General features: G+C 62.8%; 14 protein-coding genes. 13 read left to right on the top strand and 1 reads right to left on the bottom strand.

The window, feature by feature from the left end; genetic code table 11:
• Positions 1-13 precede the first annotated feature (13 nt).
• The 13 genes from D9M09_RS16170 (at position 14) to D9M09_RS16110 (ending at position 13,711) form a co-directional block, all read left to right on the top strand.
• Positions 14-457 carry a hypothetical protein gene (locus D9M09_RS16170; RefSeq protein ID WP_121669875.1) on the top strand — a complete coding sequence of 148 codons (444 nt, stop codon included), beginning with the start codon at positions 14-16 and terminating at the stop codon, positions 455-457.
• Complete coding sequence (locus D9M09_RS30100; RefSeq protein ID WP_430886699.1) at positions 391-801, top strand: phage tail assembly chaperone; 411 nt, start codon at positions 391-393, stop codon at positions 799-801. The genes D9M09_RS16170 and D9M09_RS30100 overlap by 67 nt, the downstream gene beginning before the upstream one ends.
• Before the next feature lie 51 nt (positions 802-852).
• The gene (locus D9M09_RS16160; RefSeq protein WP_141750080.1) at positions 853-4,119 is read left to right on the top strand and encodes a hypothetical protein; all 3,267 of its coding nucleotides are present in this window, start codon (positions 853-855) and stop codon (positions 4,117-4,119) included.
• Positions 4,116-5,585, top strand: coding sequence for a hypothetical protein (locus D9M09_RS16155; RefSeq protein WP_070313493.1), 1,470 nt, complete (start codon positions 4,116-4,118; stop codon positions 5,583-5,585). Before D9M09_RS16160 ends, D9M09_RS16155 begins: the two co-directional genes overlap by 4 nt.
• A complete protein-coding gene (locus tag D9M09_RS16150) occupies positions 5,582-7,063 on the top strand; it encodes a hypothetical protein (protein ID WP_139143776.1) in 1,482 nt (493 codons plus the stop codon). Before D9M09_RS16155 ends, D9M09_RS16150 begins: the two co-directional genes overlap by 4 nt.
• Entirely contained in the window at positions 7,063-7,551 is a 489-nt protein-coding gene (locus tag D9M09_RS16145) for a DUF4376 domain-containing protein (protein ID WP_070220928.1), read from the top strand. Before D9M09_RS16150 ends, D9M09_RS16145 begins: the two co-directional genes overlap by 1 nt.
• Positions 7,548-8,378: a hypothetical protein gene (locus tag D9M09_RS16140; RefSeq protein ID WP_070313494.1), complete on the top strand. Its 831-nt coding sequence runs from the start codon at positions 7,548-7,550 to the stop codon at positions 8,376-8,378. The genes D9M09_RS16145 and D9M09_RS16140 overlap by 4 nt, the downstream gene beginning before the upstream one ends.
• Positions 8,378-10,114 carry a tail fiber domain-containing protein gene (locus D9M09_RS16135; RefSeq protein WP_121669873.1) on the top strand — a complete coding sequence of 579 codons (1,737 nt, stop codon included), beginning with the start codon at positions 8,378-8,380 and terminating at the stop codon, positions 10,112-10,114. The genes D9M09_RS16140 and D9M09_RS16135 overlap by 1 nt, the downstream gene beginning before the upstream one ends.
• A gap of 71 nt (positions 10,115-10,185) precedes the next feature.
• Positions 10,186-10,614, top strand: a complete 429-nt coding sequence (locus D9M09_RS16130) for a hypothetical protein (protein WP_070313495.1) — start codon at positions 10,186-10,188, stop codon at positions 10,612-10,614.
• Positions 10,615-10,628: 14 nt separating this feature from the next.
• Positions 10,629-11,126, top strand: coding sequence for a glycoside hydrolase family 19 protein (locus D9M09_RS16125; protein ID WP_121669872.1), 498 nt, complete (start codon positions 10,629-10,631; stop codon positions 11,124-11,126).
• Complete coding sequence (locus D9M09_RS16120; RefSeq protein WP_070313496.1) at positions 11,123-11,449, top strand: hypothetical protein; 327 nt, start codon at positions 11,123-11,125, stop codon at positions 11,447-11,449. The genes D9M09_RS16125 and D9M09_RS16120 overlap by 4 nt, the downstream gene beginning before the upstream one ends.
• Positions 11,450-11,577: 128 nt before the next feature.
• The gene (locus tag D9M09_RS16115; protein ID WP_162995725.1) at positions 11,578-11,742 is read left to right on the top strand and encodes a hypothetical protein; all 165 of its coding nucleotides are present in this window, start codon (positions 11,578-11,580) and stop codon (positions 11,740-11,742) included.
• A 469-nt stretch (positions 11,743-12,211) separates the two neighbouring features.
• Positions 12,212-13,711, top strand: a complete 1,500-nt coding sequence (locus D9M09_RS16110; protein ID WP_240453396.1) for a nucleobase:cation symporter-2 family protein — start codon at positions 12,212-12,214, stop codon at positions 13,709-13,711.
• 41 nt (positions 13,712-13,752) lie between these two features.
• On the opposite strand, the gene D9M09_RS16105 is transcribed toward D9M09_RS16110, so the two are convergent.
• Positions 13,753-18,795, bottom strand: a complete 5,043-nt coding sequence (locus D9M09_RS16105) for a diguanylate cyclase domain-containing protein (RefSeq protein ID WP_121669870.1) — start codon at positions 18,793-18,795, stop codon at positions 13,753-13,755.
• Positions 18,796-19,007 lie beyond the last annotated feature (212 nt).

Genomic DNA, 19,007 nt, shown 5'->3' with positions numbered 1-19,007 from the left:
GAAAGCAGCACACATGAACAACGCACAAAAAATCCAGGCAGGTTTCGACATCGGCAATATCCATGCGGCTGCCACGCCCGTCACGTTCGACGTGCCCGTCATCTTCGACGCGGACGGCGAAGCGGTGGCCGGCCTGACCATCGTCGGCAAGAACAGCGAGCAATACCGTCTGGCCAACAACGCCGTGCGCGCCGAAGGTTATAAAAAATCGGCGCGCCGCAAGACGGCCATCGACGCCTCCACCGATGAAGGCGCGGAACTGCTGGTGCAAGCCATCGACGGCAACCAGAAACGTCTGGCGCTGGCCGTGGTCACGGGCTGGTACGGTTTTACCAGCAACGGCGCACCCGTGCCCCTCGATCCGGCGCTGCTGGTAGCGGCCTTTGAAAAATACCCGACCTGGCAGGAAAAAGTGACCACGGCGCTGGAAAACGAGTCGAATTTTTTGAAACTCTGACGGCCAGCCTGCTGCGCTACGCCGGGCACCAGTTCGAGCGCGGGGCGCGGGCGGCCGACGGCCATGCCAAGGGCGAGCATATCGATGCCGCCCGGCGCCATCCTCTGTACCGCGCGCCGCCCGAAGAGGCGACGCCACCCATGCCGTTCGAGCTGGCCCACGTGTGGGAATGGTTCGCGCAATTGAACCGCAAGCGGCAAAACGGCATGGCCGTCAACCCCATCGCTAGCACGGAAATCCTCGCCTGGCAGGCGCGACACGGCATCGCCATCGAGCCGTTCGAGCACCAGCTGCTGGACCAGCTCGACGCGCTGTTCCTGTCGCACCAGCATGCGGTGGGCTGACCCGCATTTTTCAACCCGGCCGCCATGCGCGGCTTTTTTTATGGGCCAAACATGCCAGAGATAACAGAATTAAAACTTGTCATTGACTTGACGAAGGCGACCGACACCGCTCAGGTACTGAAAGCAATTAGCGAGGCCAGCCTGGCTGCGGCCGAGGGCATGAAGGCGGCCAATACAGAGGCGGAATCGTCGGCGCTGTTGCTGCGCGCCCTGGCGGAGCAGGCACGCGCCGCCACCGCCGCCTCGAAGGCCCTGGGTGCAGTGAATGCCAGCGAGGAAAAATCGCTGGTCGATGCCTTCAATGTGGTAAGTGGCCTGGGCAATGCCTATTCGCGGCTGGCTGCTTTCCGCGCCAAAGGTAGCCCTGCCACAGCCGGCGCGGGTGCCAAATATGGTGCGTTTGCATTGGAAGAACAGCGCCAGGACAAGCTGGACACCGCCGGTAAAGTGGCGGCCGATGCGAAGGCAAAAGCGGCACCGGCGGCGCCCACGCGTAAGTATAGCGAGGCGGAGTGGAAGGAGGCGGGGGAGTTTGCCAAGACGTTTGCTGAAAAACTGGAGACGGCGTTTGGCAAGGTCGGCGGCACCATCGGCAAGATGACGACGGCCTTGCTGGGCTTCCGTAAGGCACAGGACGATATCGATTTTACCTTTGTCAAGGAGATGGGCGAAGCAAAGACCGACAAAGACAAGGACAAGGCACAAGATAAAAAACACATGTCGACGGTCAGGCAGTACCGCGAAATGGCCACGGCGGCAAAAGGCTTTTTCAAGGAACATTCGACTGGCTATGAAGTCATGGAAAAGGTGGAAAAGGGTTTTCGCGCCTATGAATTTGCCATGAATGCCAAGTCGCTGTTTGAAAAGCTGACGAATATCACCCTGGTGACAACGGCGAAAACTGCGGCGACGACGGCCGAGATTACCAGTACTGCGGCCTCTGTTGGTCCAGTAGCTGCCGCAGAAGCTGCCAAGTCCAGCGCTTATGGCACGTCGGCTCTCGCCGCGTCGTTGGCTGCGCCATTTCCCGCCAATATCGGTGCATTTGCGATGGTGGCTGGCATGCTGCTGGCAATTGGGGTCGCTGTTTCCGGTGGTGGCGGTGCCGATACTACGGCCAGGGACCGGCAGGCGGCCACCGGTACTGGTACGGTATTGGGGGACTCCACCGCGAAAAGTAATTCGATTGCGAATTCACTGGAAATCATGGAGAAAAACTCCGGCCTGGGGCTGGCGTATTCCGCCTCGATGGCCTATTCGCTGCGCCAGGTGGCGACAGGCATTGGTGGCTTGGGCGGGCTGTTGGTGCGCAATTCCGGCGTAACTGGCGTTATGGCCGCTGATAACAAGGGCAGCGCGGCGGCATTTGGTTCTTCCGCGCTTGCCGTTGCAATCACTGGCGGCGTCATTGGACTTACACTCGATAAGCTGACGGGTGGGCTGGTAGGAAAAATCACTGGCGGCATCCTTGGTTCCATCTTCGGTGGTAAAACGACGACGATTGACACAGGACTAATGTTGAACAAAGCTTCGCTTGACAGCATTCAGGCGGGTGGCGTATCAGCCAGTCAGTACACAGATACCAAAACGTCGGGAGGCTGGTTTTCCCGTGACAAGAAACGTACGGCCTTGAGTGGCCTTGATCGCGAAGCGAACGACCAGTTCAGTAAAGTTATTCTCGGCCTGTCCGACACCGTCAAGGCTGCGGCCGGCGTGCTTGGGATGGACGGTGATGCATTCAATGCGCGGTTGAAGTCCTTCGTGGTCGATATGGGAAAGATATCGCTGAAAGACCTGAAGGGCGATGAGATTCAGAAAGCGCTGGAAGCCGCATTCTCCAAGCTGGGCGATGATATGGCCAAGTTTGGCGTTGGTGGCCTGGAGCAGTACCAGAAGGTCGGCGAGGGTTATCTGGAAACCTTGGCGCGCGTTGCGAATGACTACATGCAGGTGACGGACGTGCTGGCCGTGTTGGGCAAGTCGTTCAACAGCTCCGGTCTTGCCGCCGTGGCCCTGAGCGAAAGCCTGATTAACGCGGCTGGCGATCTCGATACCCTGACCAGCGGCACCAGCTTCTTCGTGCAGAACTTCCTGAGCGAAGCCGAGCAGATGGATCCCATCACCAAATCGGTGCGCAGCGCGATGGCGGCGATGGGACAGTCCGGCGTGACGACGAGCGAGCAATTCAAGGCGCTGGTGCTGGCACAGGACTTGAACACGGCCGCCGGCCAGAACATGTATGTGCAGCTGCTTGCCATCGCCGAGCCGTTCAAAAAGGCGGCCGACTATGCGGCAGACCTTTCCGCCGCCACCGGCGAGCTCGCCGAAGTGAGCAAGACAGCCAGCGATATCGCCAGCGAGCGCAAAGATATGCAGCAGCAGTTGAACGAAATGACGAAGACGGAAGCGCAGTTGCTGGCTGCTCAACGCAGCAGCGTTGCCGAAGTCAATCGGGGGCTGTTCGACCAGATACAGGCCGTCAAAGCGGTAACCAGCGCGAAGGATGCGCTGGCCAAAGCCTACGAGACGGAATCGGCGGCGGCCAAGTCGGCGCTGGAGAAGTCGAAATCGTGGGTGACGACTTTGAACGGCCTCAATTCCAGCTTGGCGCTGGGCGCCCAGTCGACGCTGACGCCGGAGCAGAAGTACGCCGAGGCGCGGGCGCAGTTCGAGAAGACACTGGCGGCCGCGAATGCGGGCGACGCGACGGCGCAATCGGGCTTGTCTGCCGCCGAACAGGCGTTTTTGACGGCATCGCAAGTGGTCAATGCGTCCGACGCCCGCTATGCGGCCGATTATGCCCGTGTGGTGGAAGCGAACAAGGAAGCATTGAAATGGGCGGCCGCGCAGGTCGACGTGCAGCAGGCCAGCCTCGATGCGCTCAATGCCCAGGTATCGGGCTTGATCACCATTAACGACAGCGTGCTGACGGTGGCGCAGGCCATTGCCGGCTTGCGGGCGGCGATGGGCGGTGCGGCGGATCTGGGTGTACAACTCGGTAATCCTCCCGTCATCGCCGCACTGGCCGCGATGACTTCCCCTGTTGCAGCGGCCGTCTTCGACCCCGTGCGCTACTCGTCGGCGGCGAACGTCGGCTCCGACGTCCTGGTCGCCGAAATCCGCGGCCTGCGCGAAGACAACCAGGCCATGCGCGTGGAACTGGAAGGCTTGCGCGCCGACCAGCGGGCGCAAACGGGCGCCACCATCCAGGCCACCTTTGAATCGAACGCGAATGCCGCCAGGACGGTGGTCGATGGCGTGGATAAATCGTCCCGGGCATCCGCCTGGGCCAATGCGGTGAAAGGAGAATACGCATGACTGATGCGCAATTTCAGAAATGGCTGCAAAGCCCGTCGGCCATCCGCATGGTGCTGATCGAGGCGCAAGTGAATGTAGCCGGCAGCGAGGTGACGCGGTATATCGCTTCGCGGCCCTACGTGACCGGCCCGCAGGAGGTGCCGGAAAATACCGCCTACCTGCCGCTGGCCAAGGGCGGCCTGGCCTTCACGGAACAGGTCAGCCTGTCCGGCGAGGCGGGACTGTCGGGCGGCGATATCGAACTCGATAACGCCGACGGGGCTCTCGATGGCTGGCTGGATGACGTCTGGATGAACCGGCCGATCAAGGCCTGGGCCGGCGATCCTTCCTGGCCACGGGCCGACTTCCAGCTGGTCTTCGACGGCATCATCGCCGACGTGGCCAGTGCGGGGCGCGAGTCGGTCAACCTGGTGCTGCGCGACAAGCTGCAGCGCCTGAATACGCCGATCTCCGAAACCAAGCTGGGCGGCACGACGCCCAACAAGGACGCCATCCTGCCGATACCGTTTGGCGAGTGTCACAACGTGGCGCCCTTGCTGATCAATCCCGCCACCCTGGAATATGGTTTTCTCGGCGCGGTCGAATCGACGTTCGAGGTGCGCACGAACGGCAAGCCGATTGCCGTGGGCTTGAATGACCAGACGGGGCGCTTCAAGCTGACGACTGACCCGTTTTCCACCACGATCACGGCCAGCGTGCAGGGCGACAAGGGCGGCGGTTATGCGCCGCGCATCGCGCCGCTGGTGCAGCGCATCGCCACGGCCTACGGCAAGGCGGCCGACCGTTTTACCGTGGCGGACCTGGATATGGACAACCTGGCTGCCTTCGATGCGGCCCACCCGCAGCCGGTGGGGCTGTATGTTGCGGACCGCACGAACCAGGCGCAGGCCATCCAGCAGCTGGCGGCGAGCGTGGGCGCGCAAGCGCTGATGTCGCGCACCGGCCAGCTGCGCCTGGTGCAGATCGCATTGCCGGCCGCCGGCGTGCCGGTGGCGATCGGTCTGGAGCAGATGCGCGAACGCTCGCTGCGTCCCGCGCAGCGTTTGCCCGTGACGGCGGCCGTGAAGATCGGTTTCGACCGCAACTACACGCTGCAGGCCGGCCTGATGACCAGCATTCCGCCCGCGCATGCGGATTTGTATGCCACGGAATGGCTGACCGAAACGGTGGTCGATGAAGCCGTGCGCACACGTTACCGCCTTTCCGACGACCCGGCGCAGATCGATACCTGCCTCAAGACGCGGGCCGACGCCCGCGCGGAAGCGCAACGGCGCCTGGCCTTGAACAAGGTGCCGCGGACCATTTACGAATTCGATGGAGAACCCGAAATGATGATGCTGGAACTGGGGCAGCCCGTACAACTGCGCGCCGAGCGCTTTGGCTTGCAGGATGGCGTGCCGGGCGTGGTGGTGCTGCTGTCGCGCTTCTGGCTGACGGGCCGGGTGACGGTGGGGGTGCTCGTATGAGCGCGATTGTGGGGGAGCGTGACAGGTTGATCATGAGTACCGTGCCGCGCTTCGCACCGGCCAACGACCGCGTGCTGCTGCTGGCGGCGACTGCACAGGCGTTCAAGGTGGCCGCCACGACTATTGCCGCTCCTGCCAGCATCGATTTCACGGCTGGCCTGGTGAACATGCAGGGCCAGGTGGCGTTCACCGCCAGCAATGCCAGCGTGCTGACGCGCGTCGGCAACGTGGCCAGCCTGGCGTATGCCGGCATGGTGGGCGACAGCGTGACGATCACGGCGACCATTGTGGCTGACGGTCTGACCTACACGGCCAGCCAGACGGTGAGCAAGATTTTCGACGGCGTGACGGGCAATTCTGCTCGCGTTGCCTACAGCAAGACTACGTTGCTGTCGCTGGCCAGCGCCCCGGCGACGCTCAGTACGCAGGGCGATGCCTCTTTCCCGCCAATTGACACCTGGGGCGCAGGCACGGTGTGGGAAGGTTCGCCGCCGCTGTTTGGCGCAGGTGAATCGCTGTACCGGTCCGATGGTATTTTCAATCCGGCCAGCGGCACGACCAAGTGGGCGGCGCCGTATCTGAATGCGCTGAAGGTGGGGCAGTTGAGTGCGATTTCCGCCGATCTCGGCAAAGTTACTGCCGGCGATATTTACAGCGCGACGCTGCACGGCGGTAGTGGTTATCCCAACAATGCCTATGCATGGCCAAGCAATGGCGGTAGCGGTTTTCATCTGAGCGAGAGTGGATTGCTGTTTGGCAATCCGGGCCTGGGAAAGTATGTGCAGATCGATGCGGCAGGCAATATCTATGCGCCTGGCTTTTCCATCATTAATGGCCGCGCCGTTTTCAGCGGCAATCTGGACAGTGTCGATGGGAGCTTCACCGGTGAGTTAAAAGCGGCGAAGGGCAGCTTTGCCGGTGTGTTGGATGCAGCCAAAGGAAAATTTTCCGGTGAGCTGGACGCTGTGAAAGGTACATTCTCTGGCGATCTTTCATCTGCACGTGTGTCTGTTGGCACTGCCTCCGCTGCAACGGCATTTTTCGAACCCGGTTATCCATCGATTTCCCTGCAATCGTCCGCATCCGGAGTATTTGTTGAAGCTTCGTCGCTCAATTCTGCTGCCGTATTTACGAATCTGGAAGTGCTGTTCAAGCACAACGCTCCAGGGTGGCCTGCCGCGCTCCGTATCCGCTCTGGCAGAGTCTTTTTTTCAATCGTTTGCACGGCGGTGGTCGACGATCAACTGAGCATCTGGTATCGCATCAATAGCGGGAACTGGCTCTGGTTGAGCGGAGTCCAGGAGCGGCAGGATGGCGATGCTCCTGCCGCAACGGTCTACGGACTTACCTTGGATATCAACGTGGGTGACACCGTGCAGTTCGGTGTTTCCGGCACCAATGCATACCTTACCGCTGCGAATATGGGCAAGCTTTATGTTAAACAATGTCAGGCGATTGTGATCGCAAGGAATTTTTAATGGGAACAATAATTATTAACAGTGACGGCACTCAAACAAACGAGCGCACAGGAAAAACGATACCGCCCCAGCCCAGCGAATATCACGAATATGATGTGGCGGCAGACATGTGGATAGATGCAAGAACGCTGGATGGCGTCAAAGCGCGCACTTGGGATCGCATCAAGGCGGCACGCTGTATGGCTGAAGCTGCGGATTTCGCGTGCGATGGCGTCGTGTACCAGGCAGACAAGGATCGCATAGTTGGTGCGACGCAGCTGGCCCTGATGGCGCAGGCTGCCGGCCGGCCATACAGCATTGACTGGACCTTATCAAATAACACCCACCTGACGCTCGATGCTGCCGGCATGATCGCCGTTGGCGCAGCTCTGGGGGCGCAAGTTGCCGAGGCATTCGCCATTGGCCTTCACTTGCGCCAGCAGATCGCGGCAGCGAATTCCTTTGAAGAACTTGAGGCCATTGTTTGGCCAGCGCGGAGTGACGTATGAACAACTTGCGCATCATCCATGACAACGCCGGCGACCGGGCGGTGCTGACCGCGTCCAGCCAGGCTGGCGCGCTGGGGCCGGCCAACCTGCAGCACGAGGGCAAGTATGACGTGCTGCGTTCGCTCGGTCAGGCCTTGACCATTACGGCCACCTGGCCCACGCCCGAGATCATCGGCGGCGTGGTTCTGCCATTTTGCAACCTGACGCCGACGGCGACGATTCGCGTGCGCGGCTACGTCGAGCCAGGGGATGCCGTACCCGATTTCGATATCGGCACCGTGCCGGCATGCGAGTACGCGCGACTGGGCATGTGGAATTGGGGGGCGCTGCCCCTCGGTGTGAATGCATTCAGCTACGGAGGTGGCACGTATGGCCGCAGCTGGTTCCAGATGCGCAGCGTCAAAAAACTGGTGATCGACCTGGTCGATCCCGACAACCCTGCCGGCTACATTGAGGCTGCGCGCCTGGTGGCCGGCGCCTGGTGGAGCCCCGAGCAGAACGCATCTTACGGCGCCGGCGTCACGCCATGCGATACCAGCAGCCAGTACCGCAATGGCGCCGGCGAGCAGAAAGTCGAGCGCGGTGCGTTGTACCGAAAACTGTCGATTTCTCTCGACCACATGACGCCAATGGATCGAGCCGAGCTGTGGCGCATCGTGCGCGGGAATGGTCTGTCGCATCCGCTATTTGTCAGCCTGTTTCCGGACAGCGACGACGTCGAGCTCGAGCAGACTCACCAGGTGTATGGGCGCCTGGCCAACTTGGCCGCCATCACCACGCCATCTTTCCAGGCATATACCACCACCATTGAAGTCGAGGAGCTGTAATGACTGATGCTTTTAAATACGGCCAGCAGGATCTGATCTATCAGCTGAACCAGTTGGCCAAGGCGAAGGATATTGTTGATATCCCGCAGAATTCCGCGGCGGCGGCCGCGAGCGCTGCTGCTTCGGCGGCTGCAGCCGCTGCGGCGGCAGAGTCGGATGGTACTGCTGCCATCGCTGCCTCAAAGGCGGAGGCAGCGCTCAAATCGCTTGAAGTGCGCTATCTTGGCGCCAAGGCGCTTCCGCCGGACGTTGACAATAATGGCGGTGCGCTGCTGGCCGGCGCGACCTACTGGGACACGGTGCTGAACGGCGGCTGCCTGCGCGTATTCCAGGCTGGCGCCTGGGTGACGATTCCGACGAACGTGGCGTCGCAAGTTGCAAGCACGCCGGCGGGTGGCATCGTTGCGACAAACGTGCAGGCGGCTCTGGCCGAATTGGATACAAAAAAAGCGGTGCGCGCGACGACGCTGGCTGGCTATGGCATTACTGATGCGCAGCCTAGCTCGTATGTGCCGGCCTGGGGCAGCATTACTGGTAAGCCACAGTTTGCGGCGGTGGCTACGTCAGGCAGCAAAAACGATGTGGGCCTGAGTAAAGTGGACAATACAGCCGACGCGAATAAACCGATCAGCCTTTTGCAGCAGGAAGCGCTGGACCTCAAGGCAAATGCAGCGTCCCTGGATAAAGTGAGCAATACATCTGATGCTAACAAACCCGTGAGTATTCTCCAGCAGGAGGCAATGAATTTACTGGCTCCGAAGTCCAACCCTTCATTCACAGGACCAGTGCGGTCGACTGTCGGGTACCTGATCGGTGCCAGCGGGTATGGCCTGTACTCGCCTGTAGCAGGCACACTGTCAATGATTACAAATTCGGTTGAGCGATTCCGTGTAGCGGATACCGGGGTGATGACGTTCAGCAATTTAGTTTCAGTAGCGATGAATTCTCCTACGTTGACGGTAACATCCGGGGGGTCAACTGAAATTATCTCCCAGGGACAAAACGGATACGGCGTTTTCTCTGCGAAGGCCTCGGGCCTGAATCCCTCAATATGGGATTCGTATAACGCCAATGGCCTGTGTGGGCGGATGTTATGCAATAACAGTGCCGTGGATTCTACGTTCGCATTTCAGTTGCGAAAAGGTGGCGTGTTAAGCGATATCGTCGCCATTAATCCGCAACAGTTGTACCCAACGTCAGATAGCGTGTTGTCCCTTGGCGCGCCCGCATCCAGATACACCACCGTATATGCCGTTACAGGCGCCATCAATACCTCGGACGCCAGGATGAAGACACCTATCCGCCCAATGACAGACGCTGAGATCAGTGCGGCGGAGACCATCGCTGAAAGTGTCGGCACTTACAAGTGGTTGGAGTCGATCCAGGCCAAAGGGGCGGATGCTCGCCGGCACGTCGGCGGCACGGTCCAGGGCATCATTGCCATCATGGAGCAGCATGGACTCGATCCGTTCGAATACGGATTCATCTGTTTCGACCAGTGGGAGGAGGAGCTGGGTTATCGGCCGGCCGTGCCCCCTCAGCCTGCTTTTACCGATGCCGATGGGAATGTCGTTGTTCCTGCAGCTGAGGCCGTGGAGGCAACGCAAGTGGTCATCAGGGAGGCAGGTAGTCTGTATTCCCTGCGCAACGATCAGCTCAATCTGTTTATCGCCCGTGGCCTCGTGGCTCGTATCTCCAGAACAGAGGCGCGCCTTGCTGCGCTCGAGGCGTCCTAGTCCATATTATTCATCGTCACCACAAACCCGCTTCGGCGGGTTTTTTCATTTCCACCACCTGAAAGGCAACCATGGCCCTCGAAACCACCGCCGCCGGCGGCGCATTGATCAAACTGTTTGGCGTGCCCGTGCTGGCCGGCGCCGCCGCCACGTCGCTGGGCTTCATGTTCATGTGGCCCCAAACCACCAAGGAGGCATTTATTCGTTTTTGTTCCAGCATCATCATTTCCACCTTTCTTGGCCCCGTGCTGGTGGCCGCCGTGCTGTCGTGGTGGCCCAGCCTGTTCGACAGTGCGAAAACCGTGGCGGGCCTGTATGGCGGCGACCCGGCCACGGGATTTTTATTTATCGCCGCGCCGCTGATGGTGGCGGCCGGCTTGCCTGCCTGGTGGGTACTGGGCGCCTGCGTGCGCTGGTTCGACAAGCGGCGCGGCAAGGATATCGGCGAACTGGCGGCCGATGCGGCCGCTGCCGTCAAGGATGTGCGGGGCATGCTGTGACAGGCGCGCAATTGATGCAGATCATGCCGTTGGCCGGCCGCCGCGCTACGCTGTTCCTGGCTCCGCTGAATGCGGCGATGAGCGAGTTCAGCATCGATACGCCGCTGCGCCAGGCGGCGTTTCTGGCACAGGTGGGGCACGAATCGGGACAGTTGCGTTATGTGCGCGAGCTGGCCAGCGGCACGGTCTATGAAGGACGCGCGGACCTGGGTAATGTGGTCGCTGGCGATGGCGTGCGCTTCAAGGGGCGCGGCTTGCTGCAGGTGACGGGGCGCGCCAACTACGCGGCGTGCGGCGTGGCGCTGGATATCGACTTGCTGGCGGCGCCGCAGTTGCTGGAGCAGACGACTTTCGCGTGCCGCTCGGCGGGCTGGTTCTGGCAATCGCGCGGCTTGAACCGCCTGGCCGACGCGGGTGACCAGGAACGGGTGACGCGCCGCATCAACGGCGGTGTGAACGGCCTGGCCGAACGCCTGGCCTTGTACCAGGCTGCGCGCAAGGTGCTGGCATGAAGCCGTCCTGGAGCATTGTGGCCATGCTGCTGTTGCTGGGGGCAGCCGTGTTTTGCGCCCAGCGCTGGGGCCGCGAAACGGGCCGTGCCGCGTGCGCGGCGCAAGTACTCGAAGTGCAAGCCCTGTTGCGGCGCCAGAGCCAGGCGCTCGATACGATGCGGGAAGAGGGCGCACGCCGGTCGGCGCGGGTACGCCAGGCGCTGGCCACGGCGCAGACCGGGCAGGCAGAGGCGCAAGCGGCGGCAGCGCGCATCCTGGCGCTGCCGCCCGAAGGCGACGCCTGTCGTGCCGCCGAGGCCTTGATCGCCAGAGAAATGCCATGAGGTCGCCAGGCGAACGTGCCGGAAGGCATGCCGGCAGCCTCGCCAACCGTTTAGCCAGTTTGTTGCTGGTAAGCTTGTTGAGCGGCTGTGCGGCATGGGGGCCAGCATCGCAGGTGCAAGCGTGGCCGGTGAGCGCGCCATGCATCGCCACGCGCCCCGCCTCGCCCGCCTTGCCTGCGGTGCCAGCCCACGGCATCTTCGAGCAAGTGCAAGCCTTGCTGGCGCGCGAGCAATTGCGTGCTGCCCATGTGCGTCAGCTGGAAGCGCTGCTCGATGCCTGTGCGGGCGGCTAACAACGCCTGACTGCGCCTGATAGCGCCCACCAAAACCGTGACGGGCGCAAGGAAGGCCCGGCGTCCCGCTGGCCCGAGAAACGCCACTGCACGAAGCAGCGTGCCGCCGAGGCAGTGAGCATCGCCGGCCGCAAATGACGATGCGCATTGGTTTTTGACAGGCGTTCCAGGCAGCAGTCCCCATTCACCAGTGGCCTGCCAGCGCCGCCGCCTTCTGGTGCAGATGCGGGGCGGCATGCGAGAAAACGGTGCATTCACCGCCTGATTAGCTGATTTCTGGTGACTTTCGGCACAATCTCTGTATACAATCACCTGGCACGAAGCGTGCATGGCTACCTCGGTCATTCCATCCAAGGAGCTTCGCATGCATCATCGGCCGCTAGTGTGTTTCTGTCGTCCCGTTTCTGTCTTGCTTTTCCTTTTCACCTGCACCCATCCGTGCCGCGGTAACCCAGGAAATGGAGCGTAAATGGCCTCTCCCCGTCTGAAATCCATCCACCGCGGCGTGTCCGCTACCACGCCTGCCGCTCCGTCCCCCGTCGATGAAGTGCTGCCGGCCGGGAAACTGTTCACCCTGGGCTTGCAGCACGTACTCGTCATGTATGCGGGCGCCATCGCCGTGCCGCTGATCGTCGGCCGCGCGCTCAAGCTGCCGCCCGAGCAGGTGGCGGCGCTGATCAGTGCCGACCTGTTCTGCTGCGGCCTCGTGACCCTGATTCAGTCCTTGGGAATCGGCAAGCATTTCGGCATCCGTCTGCCCGTCATGATGGGCGTGACCTTTGCCGCCGTCAGTCCCATGCTGGCCATGGCGAACAATCCGGCCCTGGGCATCACCGGCATCTTTGGTGCCGTGATCGGCGCCGGCGTCGTTTCCATGCTGATCGCGCCCTTCATCAGCCGCCTGCTGGCCCTGTTCCCGCCCGTGGTCACGGGCAGCATCATCGCCGTGATCGGCGTGTCGCTGATGCGCGTGGGCGTAAACTGGGCCATGGGCGGGCCGCCCGCCATGGCGCAGATCGCCGATCCCGCTTTTCTCAAGATGGCCGCGGCCGCCACGGCGGCCGGCTTGCCCGCGCCGCCTGGCCCCGTGCCCCTGATCGCCAACCCCGGCTACGGCGCGCTGGACAACATGGGCATCGCCTTCTTCGTGCTGGCCGTCATCTTGCTAGTGGCCAAGTATGGCCGTGGTTTCCTGTCGAATATCGCCGTGTTGATCGGCATCATCTCCGGCACGGCCCTGTCGTTTGCGCTGGGCAAGGCCGACTTCGCCAAGGTGGCCAGCGCCAAGGCTTTCGCCATCGTTACGCCGTTCCAGTTCGGCATGCCGACTTTCGACCTGGTTGCCATCGTGACCATGAGCCTGGTGATGATCGTCGTCATGATCGAGTCGCTCGGTATGTTCCTGGCCTTGGGCGAGATGACGGGCAAGCGTATCGAACAGGCCGACATCAGCCGCGGCTTGCGCGTCGATGGTCTGGGGACCTTGATCGGCGGTATCTTCAATACCTTCCCGTACACGTCGTTTTCGCAAAACGTGGGACTGGTGGGCGTGACGGGCGTGCGCAGCCGCTGGGTCTGCGTGGCGGCCGGCATCCTCCTGCTAATCATGGGTGTGATCCCGAAGATCGCGCAGACGGCCGAAGCCGTGCCGGCGTTCGTGCTGGGCGGGGCAGGGCTGGTGATGTTCGGCATGGTCGCCGCGACGGGCATCCGCATTCTGGCCGGCGTCGACTACAAGAGCAACCGCAACAACCTGTTCATCGTGGCCCTGGCTATCGGCTTCGGCATGCTGCCGCTGGTGGCCGAGCAATATGCGCAGCACATGCCGAAAGTCCTGTCGCCGTTGCTGCACAGCGGCATCCTGCTGGCCGCCATCGTTGCCGTGCTGCTCAATCTGTTCTTCAACGGGCTGGCGTCAAGCGAAAAAGCGCGGGAGCAGGCGCGCGAGAACAGCCATGGCAGCGATTGAGGCATCGCCGGCGCCGTGAATGCGGTGCGCGGCGCTGCCGGTCAGCCAGGCGGCAGCACCCTGAGCACCACGCAATTGCGCCCCTCATCCTTGGCGTGGTACAGCGCGGCATCGGCCAGGCGCAGCAGGGCGTCCGGATCGGCGGCTTTCGGTGCCGGCTGGACCGCGATGCCGACGCTGATCGTCACCTGCTGCGCCTCCGCATTCGCGTGGGAGATACCCAGATCTTCGATCGCCCGCCGCAGTGCTTCGCCGATCTGGCGCGCTTCGTCCGCGCCGGTGTTGGGCAGCACGATCGAAAACTCTTCGCCGCCATAGCGCGCCGTCAGGTCGCCCGCGCGCCGCATGCCGGCCGCCAGCGCATGCGCGACCCGCACCAGGCATGCGTCGCCGGCCTGGTGGCCGTGACTGTCGTTGAAGCGCTTGAAGTAGTCGACATCGAGCATGATGACGGCAAGCGGCCGGCCGACGCGCGTGGCACGCGCACATTCGGCACGCAATACGTCGTCGAAATGACGCCGGTTCGCCAGGCCGGTCAGACCGTCGGTGATGGACAAGGTCGCCAGTTTGCGGTTGGCGTCTTCCAGCTGTTCCGTGCGTTCGGCAACGCGCCGTTCGAGGCTGTCATGCAGCCTGGCGCTGGAGATCGAGATCATCGCCTGGGCGCCGAGCATGCGCAGGAACGCCACGCGTTCCTCCGTGAACGAGGCTTCTGCAAGCCGGTTCTCGAAATACAGGATGCCGCCGATCTGGCCGCCGTGCCGTATCGGCAGGCACATGACGGCGCGCGGCAGGTGCAACTGCACGTACGGATCGGCGGCAAAGCGCGAGGCGCCCGTGATGCAGTCTTCGATCACCTCGGCGCCGGTGCGAATGACGTAGCGCAGCAGCGACAGCGGGAACTGCGGGTCGCTGGCGGCGTTCAGGTCGAACTGGCGCGATTGCAGGACAGTGACGACATCGCCATCGATATTGGCCTCCAGCTGGTAGCTGCCTTCGGACAGCAGCAGCAGGCGCGCCACCTGCGCGCCGGCGTTTTCGCACACGATGGTAATGAGGCGCGTCAGCACGCTGCGCAGGCCCACTTCGTTCGACAGGATCTGCGACGCTTTCAGCAGCGACGCCAGGTCGAGCGCTGAACTGCCGTGCGTGTGGGAGACGGAATGACGTTGTGCGCCGCGGCCATCCATCCTTGACAGTAGTGCGCCATGGCGCGCCTGCAGCTGCGCCACCTTGCCCTGCGCGCCCCACTGGCCGTAGTGCGCGATGGCGTCCTGGATGAAGATGCCGGCCACGCGCGCCTGTCCCTGATCGAACCAGCATTCGCCGCACAGTTCATTGCCCAGCGCTTGTATGTTGACGTAGCCCGCCAGGCCGGCCGCGTCGATCGCCTGCTGGTAGCAGCGCGTGGCCAGCTGCAGGTCTTCCCGGTAGCGTGCCATCTCGGCCATCACCAGCAGATGCTTGGCGTCGCTATTGTCCGAGCCTTGCCTGGCCCACTCGGCGAGGCTCGTTTGCAGCGTGCCGACCACGGCCAGCATATCGCCCGCATCGTCACGCGCAGGATCGCGCCGCAAGGCGCGGATCAGGATCAGCGCGGCGTAGAAGCTGCACTCGGCAACCTTGGCCTGGCCGCGCATGATCTGGGTGACGCTGCCAAGCTGGCCGGCCAGCGGCTCGGCGTCGGCGCTGTCGAACAGGTAGGCGTTGCGTATTTTCCCCTGCAAGAAGTAGGCGCGGTACAGCTGCGAGCCGCCATACTGATCGAGGAAGCGCGCCTCGCTGAAGGCCCCATCATCGTAGCTGTCGTGACGGGGCAGGAGACCCATCAGGCATTTGATCGGCTGGACCGCGGCGGCGACGCAGCAATCGGCCATCGCCTGCTGGCCGTTGGCGCGCATCAGCGCCAGGTCGTGCTCGATGTCGTGCATCAGGTGCGGCAGGTAGTCGCCGAGGATGATACGGTCGGTGGCGCGCACGGCCGCCACCACGCCGACCTGCACGAAGTCGGCGATTTCCAGCGCCCAGCCAAACGCTTCTTCGTACAGGGCGTCGGAGCTGCGCAGCGGCTGCGTCCAGTGGTTGCTGAGCGCGCCGAACATCAGGCCCGTGAGCGTGCGCGTCTGCAGGTTGGCACGGCGCCTGGCCAGCGCCATCGCCATCGCGCCGAAGGCGTAGCCGCGCGCGATGTCGCCGCTGTACAGCGCAAGCATCATCGCGTAGCCGACATAGGCGACAGCGCTGAAATCGCTGTTCCCCCGCTGCATCGACAGCCGCGTCATCGACACCACCATCAGCGCGCTCAGATCCTGCTGGCCGGCGTAGTAGCTGGCCATCCACAGGCCCTGCATCATCTGCATCGCGGCCACGGCGTCCGGCTCGCACATGTCATCGGCCGCCAGCAGGGTGTCGGGCGCGTGCGCGCCAGGCTGCTGTCCGATGTCGGCGAGAATGTCGCTGAAGCGCGCCTTCATCTGCGCCACATCGTGCGGTATGTCGATGTGCAGCAGCGCCAGGCCGTCGCGCTGCACGGCAATGGCGTCGAGCAGGCGGCCCTGCAATTGATACTGGTGCGCCTGGATGGCAATGCAGCGCACCTGCTGCAAGGGACTCAGGGAGCGGGCGCGTACCAGTGGATAGATCGCCTCGGCCGTATCGAACTGGCCGCACAGGTAAGCCGCTTCGGCCGCGCCCAGCTGCAGGTCGAGCCAAAGGCTGGCGTGGACGCTCCATGCCTGCTCCGGCAGCAGCTCGAGACCTATGCGCATGTGTTCCAGCGTGGACTGGAACGCGGCGGAACGCCGTGCCTTCACGCCGGCCTGGAGATTGAGCGTCGCCAGCTGCACGCGCTCGTCCGCATCTTTGATCAGCGCGCGACCGGCGTTGAGCTGCTCGACGATTTCAAACAGTGTTGCGTCCTGGTGCTGCGGCGCCGTATGCCGCAGGAGCAAGCGGCCGATGAGCAGATGGTTGGCCACGCGCGTAGCGTCGTCGGCGACCAGGTAGGCGGCCTGCTGCACCCGGTCGTGCAGGAAGCGGTAAGCGACGCCGCTGTTGGCCGCATCGCTGTCGCCACTGACGTACTTATAGCGTTCGTCGAGCGGCTGGATCAAGCCTGCCCTGAGCGCCGGCCACAGGTCTTGCTGCGTTTTGCGGTGAGCGCGGTCCATTGCCAGCGCGAGCGTATCGAGCGTGAAGCGGTTGCCGCAGGAGGCGGCCAGTTGCAGCAGATGCTGCGTCACCGTGGGCAGGCGGCGGATTTTTTCCAGCAGCACCTCGACCACGTTGTCGGTATATTTGGCCTGTTCTATCGCGGGCAGGTCCCAGTCCCAGCAATCGTCGGCGGCCCGGTAGCGCAGATGGCCCGTCTCATTGAGCGAAGCGAGGAACTGGTTGAGGAAAAAGGGATTGCCGGCCGTCTTGCGGTAGCAAATACTGGTCAACGGCGCACAATCGTGGGTTGCCACGCGCACGGTGGCCGAGACCATTTGCGCCACCTGCGGCTCGGTCAATGCGCTCAGTAACAGCGTCGACAGGCGTACCTCGCGGGCGAGCAGCTTGTCGCGCAGCGCGATCAGCGGATGATCGGCGCTCACCTCGTTGTCGCGATACGCGCCGATGAACAGCATGCAGCTCTTGTCGCAGGAGACCATCAGCAGTTCGATCATTCGCAACGTGGCGGCATCGGCCCATTGCAGGTCGTCGAGGAACAGCACCAGCGGATGCCCGGCGCAGGCGAACACTTCGACGAAGCGGGGGAAGAGGCGGTCCAGGCGCAGCTGGGCCTGTGCCGGGTCCGACGCGGGCACTGCGTCCGTGGGGCCGACGATCAGCGCCAGTTGGGGAATCAGTTCGATCAGCATGCCGATGCCGCTGCCCAGCACCTCGTGCAGTTTGGCGGACCACTGCCGCAGCGTTTCCTCGGGTTGGCCGAGCAGCTGGCGCACCAGCTCCTGGAAGGCCTGGATCAGCGGGGCATACGGCACGTCGCGCTGGAGCTGGTCAAATTTACCGGACAGGAAGCAGCCGCGCCGCGCGATGATGGGCTTTTGCACTTCGTTGACGACCGCCGACTTGCCGATGCCCGAATGGCCGGCCACCAGCAGCATCTCGCACCTGCCCGCGGCGCTGCGTTCAAATGCCGCCAGCAGCACGGCGATGGCATCCTCGCGCCCGTGCAGCGTTTGCGGCACGAGGAAATGGCCGTTGTGGTCGGACAGCTTGAGCGTCTGCGCCGGCTTTTGCGCGCGGCATGCTTCGAGATCGCTGCGCAAGCCCTGCAAGCTTTGGTAGCGCTGATCGGCATTTTTTTCCAGCAGCCGCTGGATGATCGGCAGCAGCTGGCCAGGCAAGCTTGCCAGCGCCGGGTGCGACCAGTCGGGACTGCGCGCAATGTGGCAATGCACGAGTTCCATCTCGTCGTCCGTCTCGAACGGCGCCTGGCCGGCCAGCAGCTCGTAGAAGGTGGCGCCCAGCGCATAGAAATCGGCGCGCCAATCGACGCGCCGGTTCATGCGTCCGGTCTGTTCCGGCGCCATGTAGCGCAGCGTGCCTTCCAGCGTCTGGAGATTGGCGATGCCATGGCTTTCGTACGGCAGTTCGCAGGCGATGCCGAAGTCGATCAGCTGCAGCAGGCGCCGGCCGCCATTCCACACCAGATTGGCGGGATTGATGTCTTTGTGGATCACGCCCTGACGATGAACCTCGTCCAGAGCCGCGCACAGTTGCAGCGCGATGTCGAAAAAGTCGTCCAGCGCCAAGGCGGGTTGCGACGGCATCCTGCGCGCCGCCACCTGCGCACGCAACACCTGGTCGAGCGCCTGGCCGCCGCAATCTTCCACGATCATCGTCCAGCACCCGCCGTGCAGCTGCAGCGCCAGCGGATGCGCCACGCCAGGATGGCGGCAACGGCGCGCGATCGCATACTCGCGCTTGAATTGCGCCAGTTGCTGAAAGGAGGGGAACTGCTGATTGGGTTTCTTGACGATCAGCGCGGTGCCATCGGCGGCCCTGGCACGGTAAACCCGTGAGCGGACACCGCTGTGCAGCTGTTTGATGATCTCGTGGGCGAAAAGAGAGCGCATGGGCTAGCAGTACACAGACGGTTGCGGGAGCCTGGAGGCGCACATTTCGGAATATTACTTGATTGTAAGTATTATATCAGTAGGGGGCTCTGGAGGAGGGAGAGGGGGGCGGGGTGTTGTAAAAACGTCAGTGGGAGCAGGTTAGCACGGGTGTGGGAATTGATCGTGATGACAGTCGCGGCAAGGTGAAGAAGTAGAGGTGATGGAGGTGT

Source organism: Janthinobacterium agaricidamnosum (assembly GCF_003667705.1).
GTDB lineage: Bacteria > Pseudomonadota > Gammaproteobacteria > Burkholderiales > Burkholderiaceae_D > Janthinobacterium.
The sequence above is the reverse complement of the archived record's forward strand: the minus strand, read 5'-3'. Positions and strand labels throughout refer to the sequence as shown.

Coding starts and splice junctions, on each gene's coding strand:
- D9M09_RS16170 (WP_121669875.1), top strand. CDS start 14: ATGAACAACGCACAAAAAATCCAGGCAGGTTTCGACATCGGCAATATC.
- D9M09_RS16160 (WP_141750080.1), top strand. CDS start 853: ATGCCAGAGATAACAGAATTAAAACTTGTCATTGACTTGACGAAGGCG.
- D9M09_RS16155 (WP_070313493.1), top strand. CDS start 4,116: ATGACTGATGCGCAATTTCAGAAATGGCTGCAAAGCCCGTCGGCCATC.
- D9M09_RS16150 (WP_139143776.1), top strand. CDS start 5,582: ATGAGCGCGATTGTGGGGGAGCGTGACAGGTTGATCATGAGTACCGTG.
- D9M09_RS16145 (WP_070220928.1), top strand. CDS start 7,063: ATGGGAACAATAATTATTAACAGTGACGGCACTCAAACAAACGAGCGC.
- D9M09_RS16140 (WP_070313494.1), top strand. CDS start 7,548: ATGAACAACTTGCGCATCATCCATGACAACGCCGGCGACCGGGCGGTG.
- D9M09_RS16135 (WP_121669873.1), top strand. CDS start 8,378: ATGACTGATGCTTTTAAATACGGCCAGCAGGATCTGATCTATCAGCTG.
- D9M09_RS16130 (WP_070313495.1), top strand. CDS start 10,186: ATGGCCCTCGAAACCACCGCCGCCGGCGGCGCATTGATCAAACTGTTT.
- D9M09_RS16125 (WP_121669872.1), top strand. CDS start 10,629: ATGCAGATCATGCCGTTGGCCGGCCGCCGCGCTACGCTGTTCCTGGCT.
- D9M09_RS16120 (WP_070313496.1), top strand. CDS start 11,123: ATGAAGCCGTCCTGGAGCATTGTGGCCATGCTGCTGTTGCTGGGGGCA.
- D9M09_RS16110 (WP_240453396.1), top strand. CDS start 12,212: ATGGCCTCTCCCCGTCTGAAATCCATCCACCGCGGCGTGTCCGCTACC.
- D9M09_RS16105 (WP_121669870.1), bottom strand. CDS start 18,795: ATGCGCTCTCTTTTCGCCCACGAGATCATCAAACAGCTGCACAGCGGT.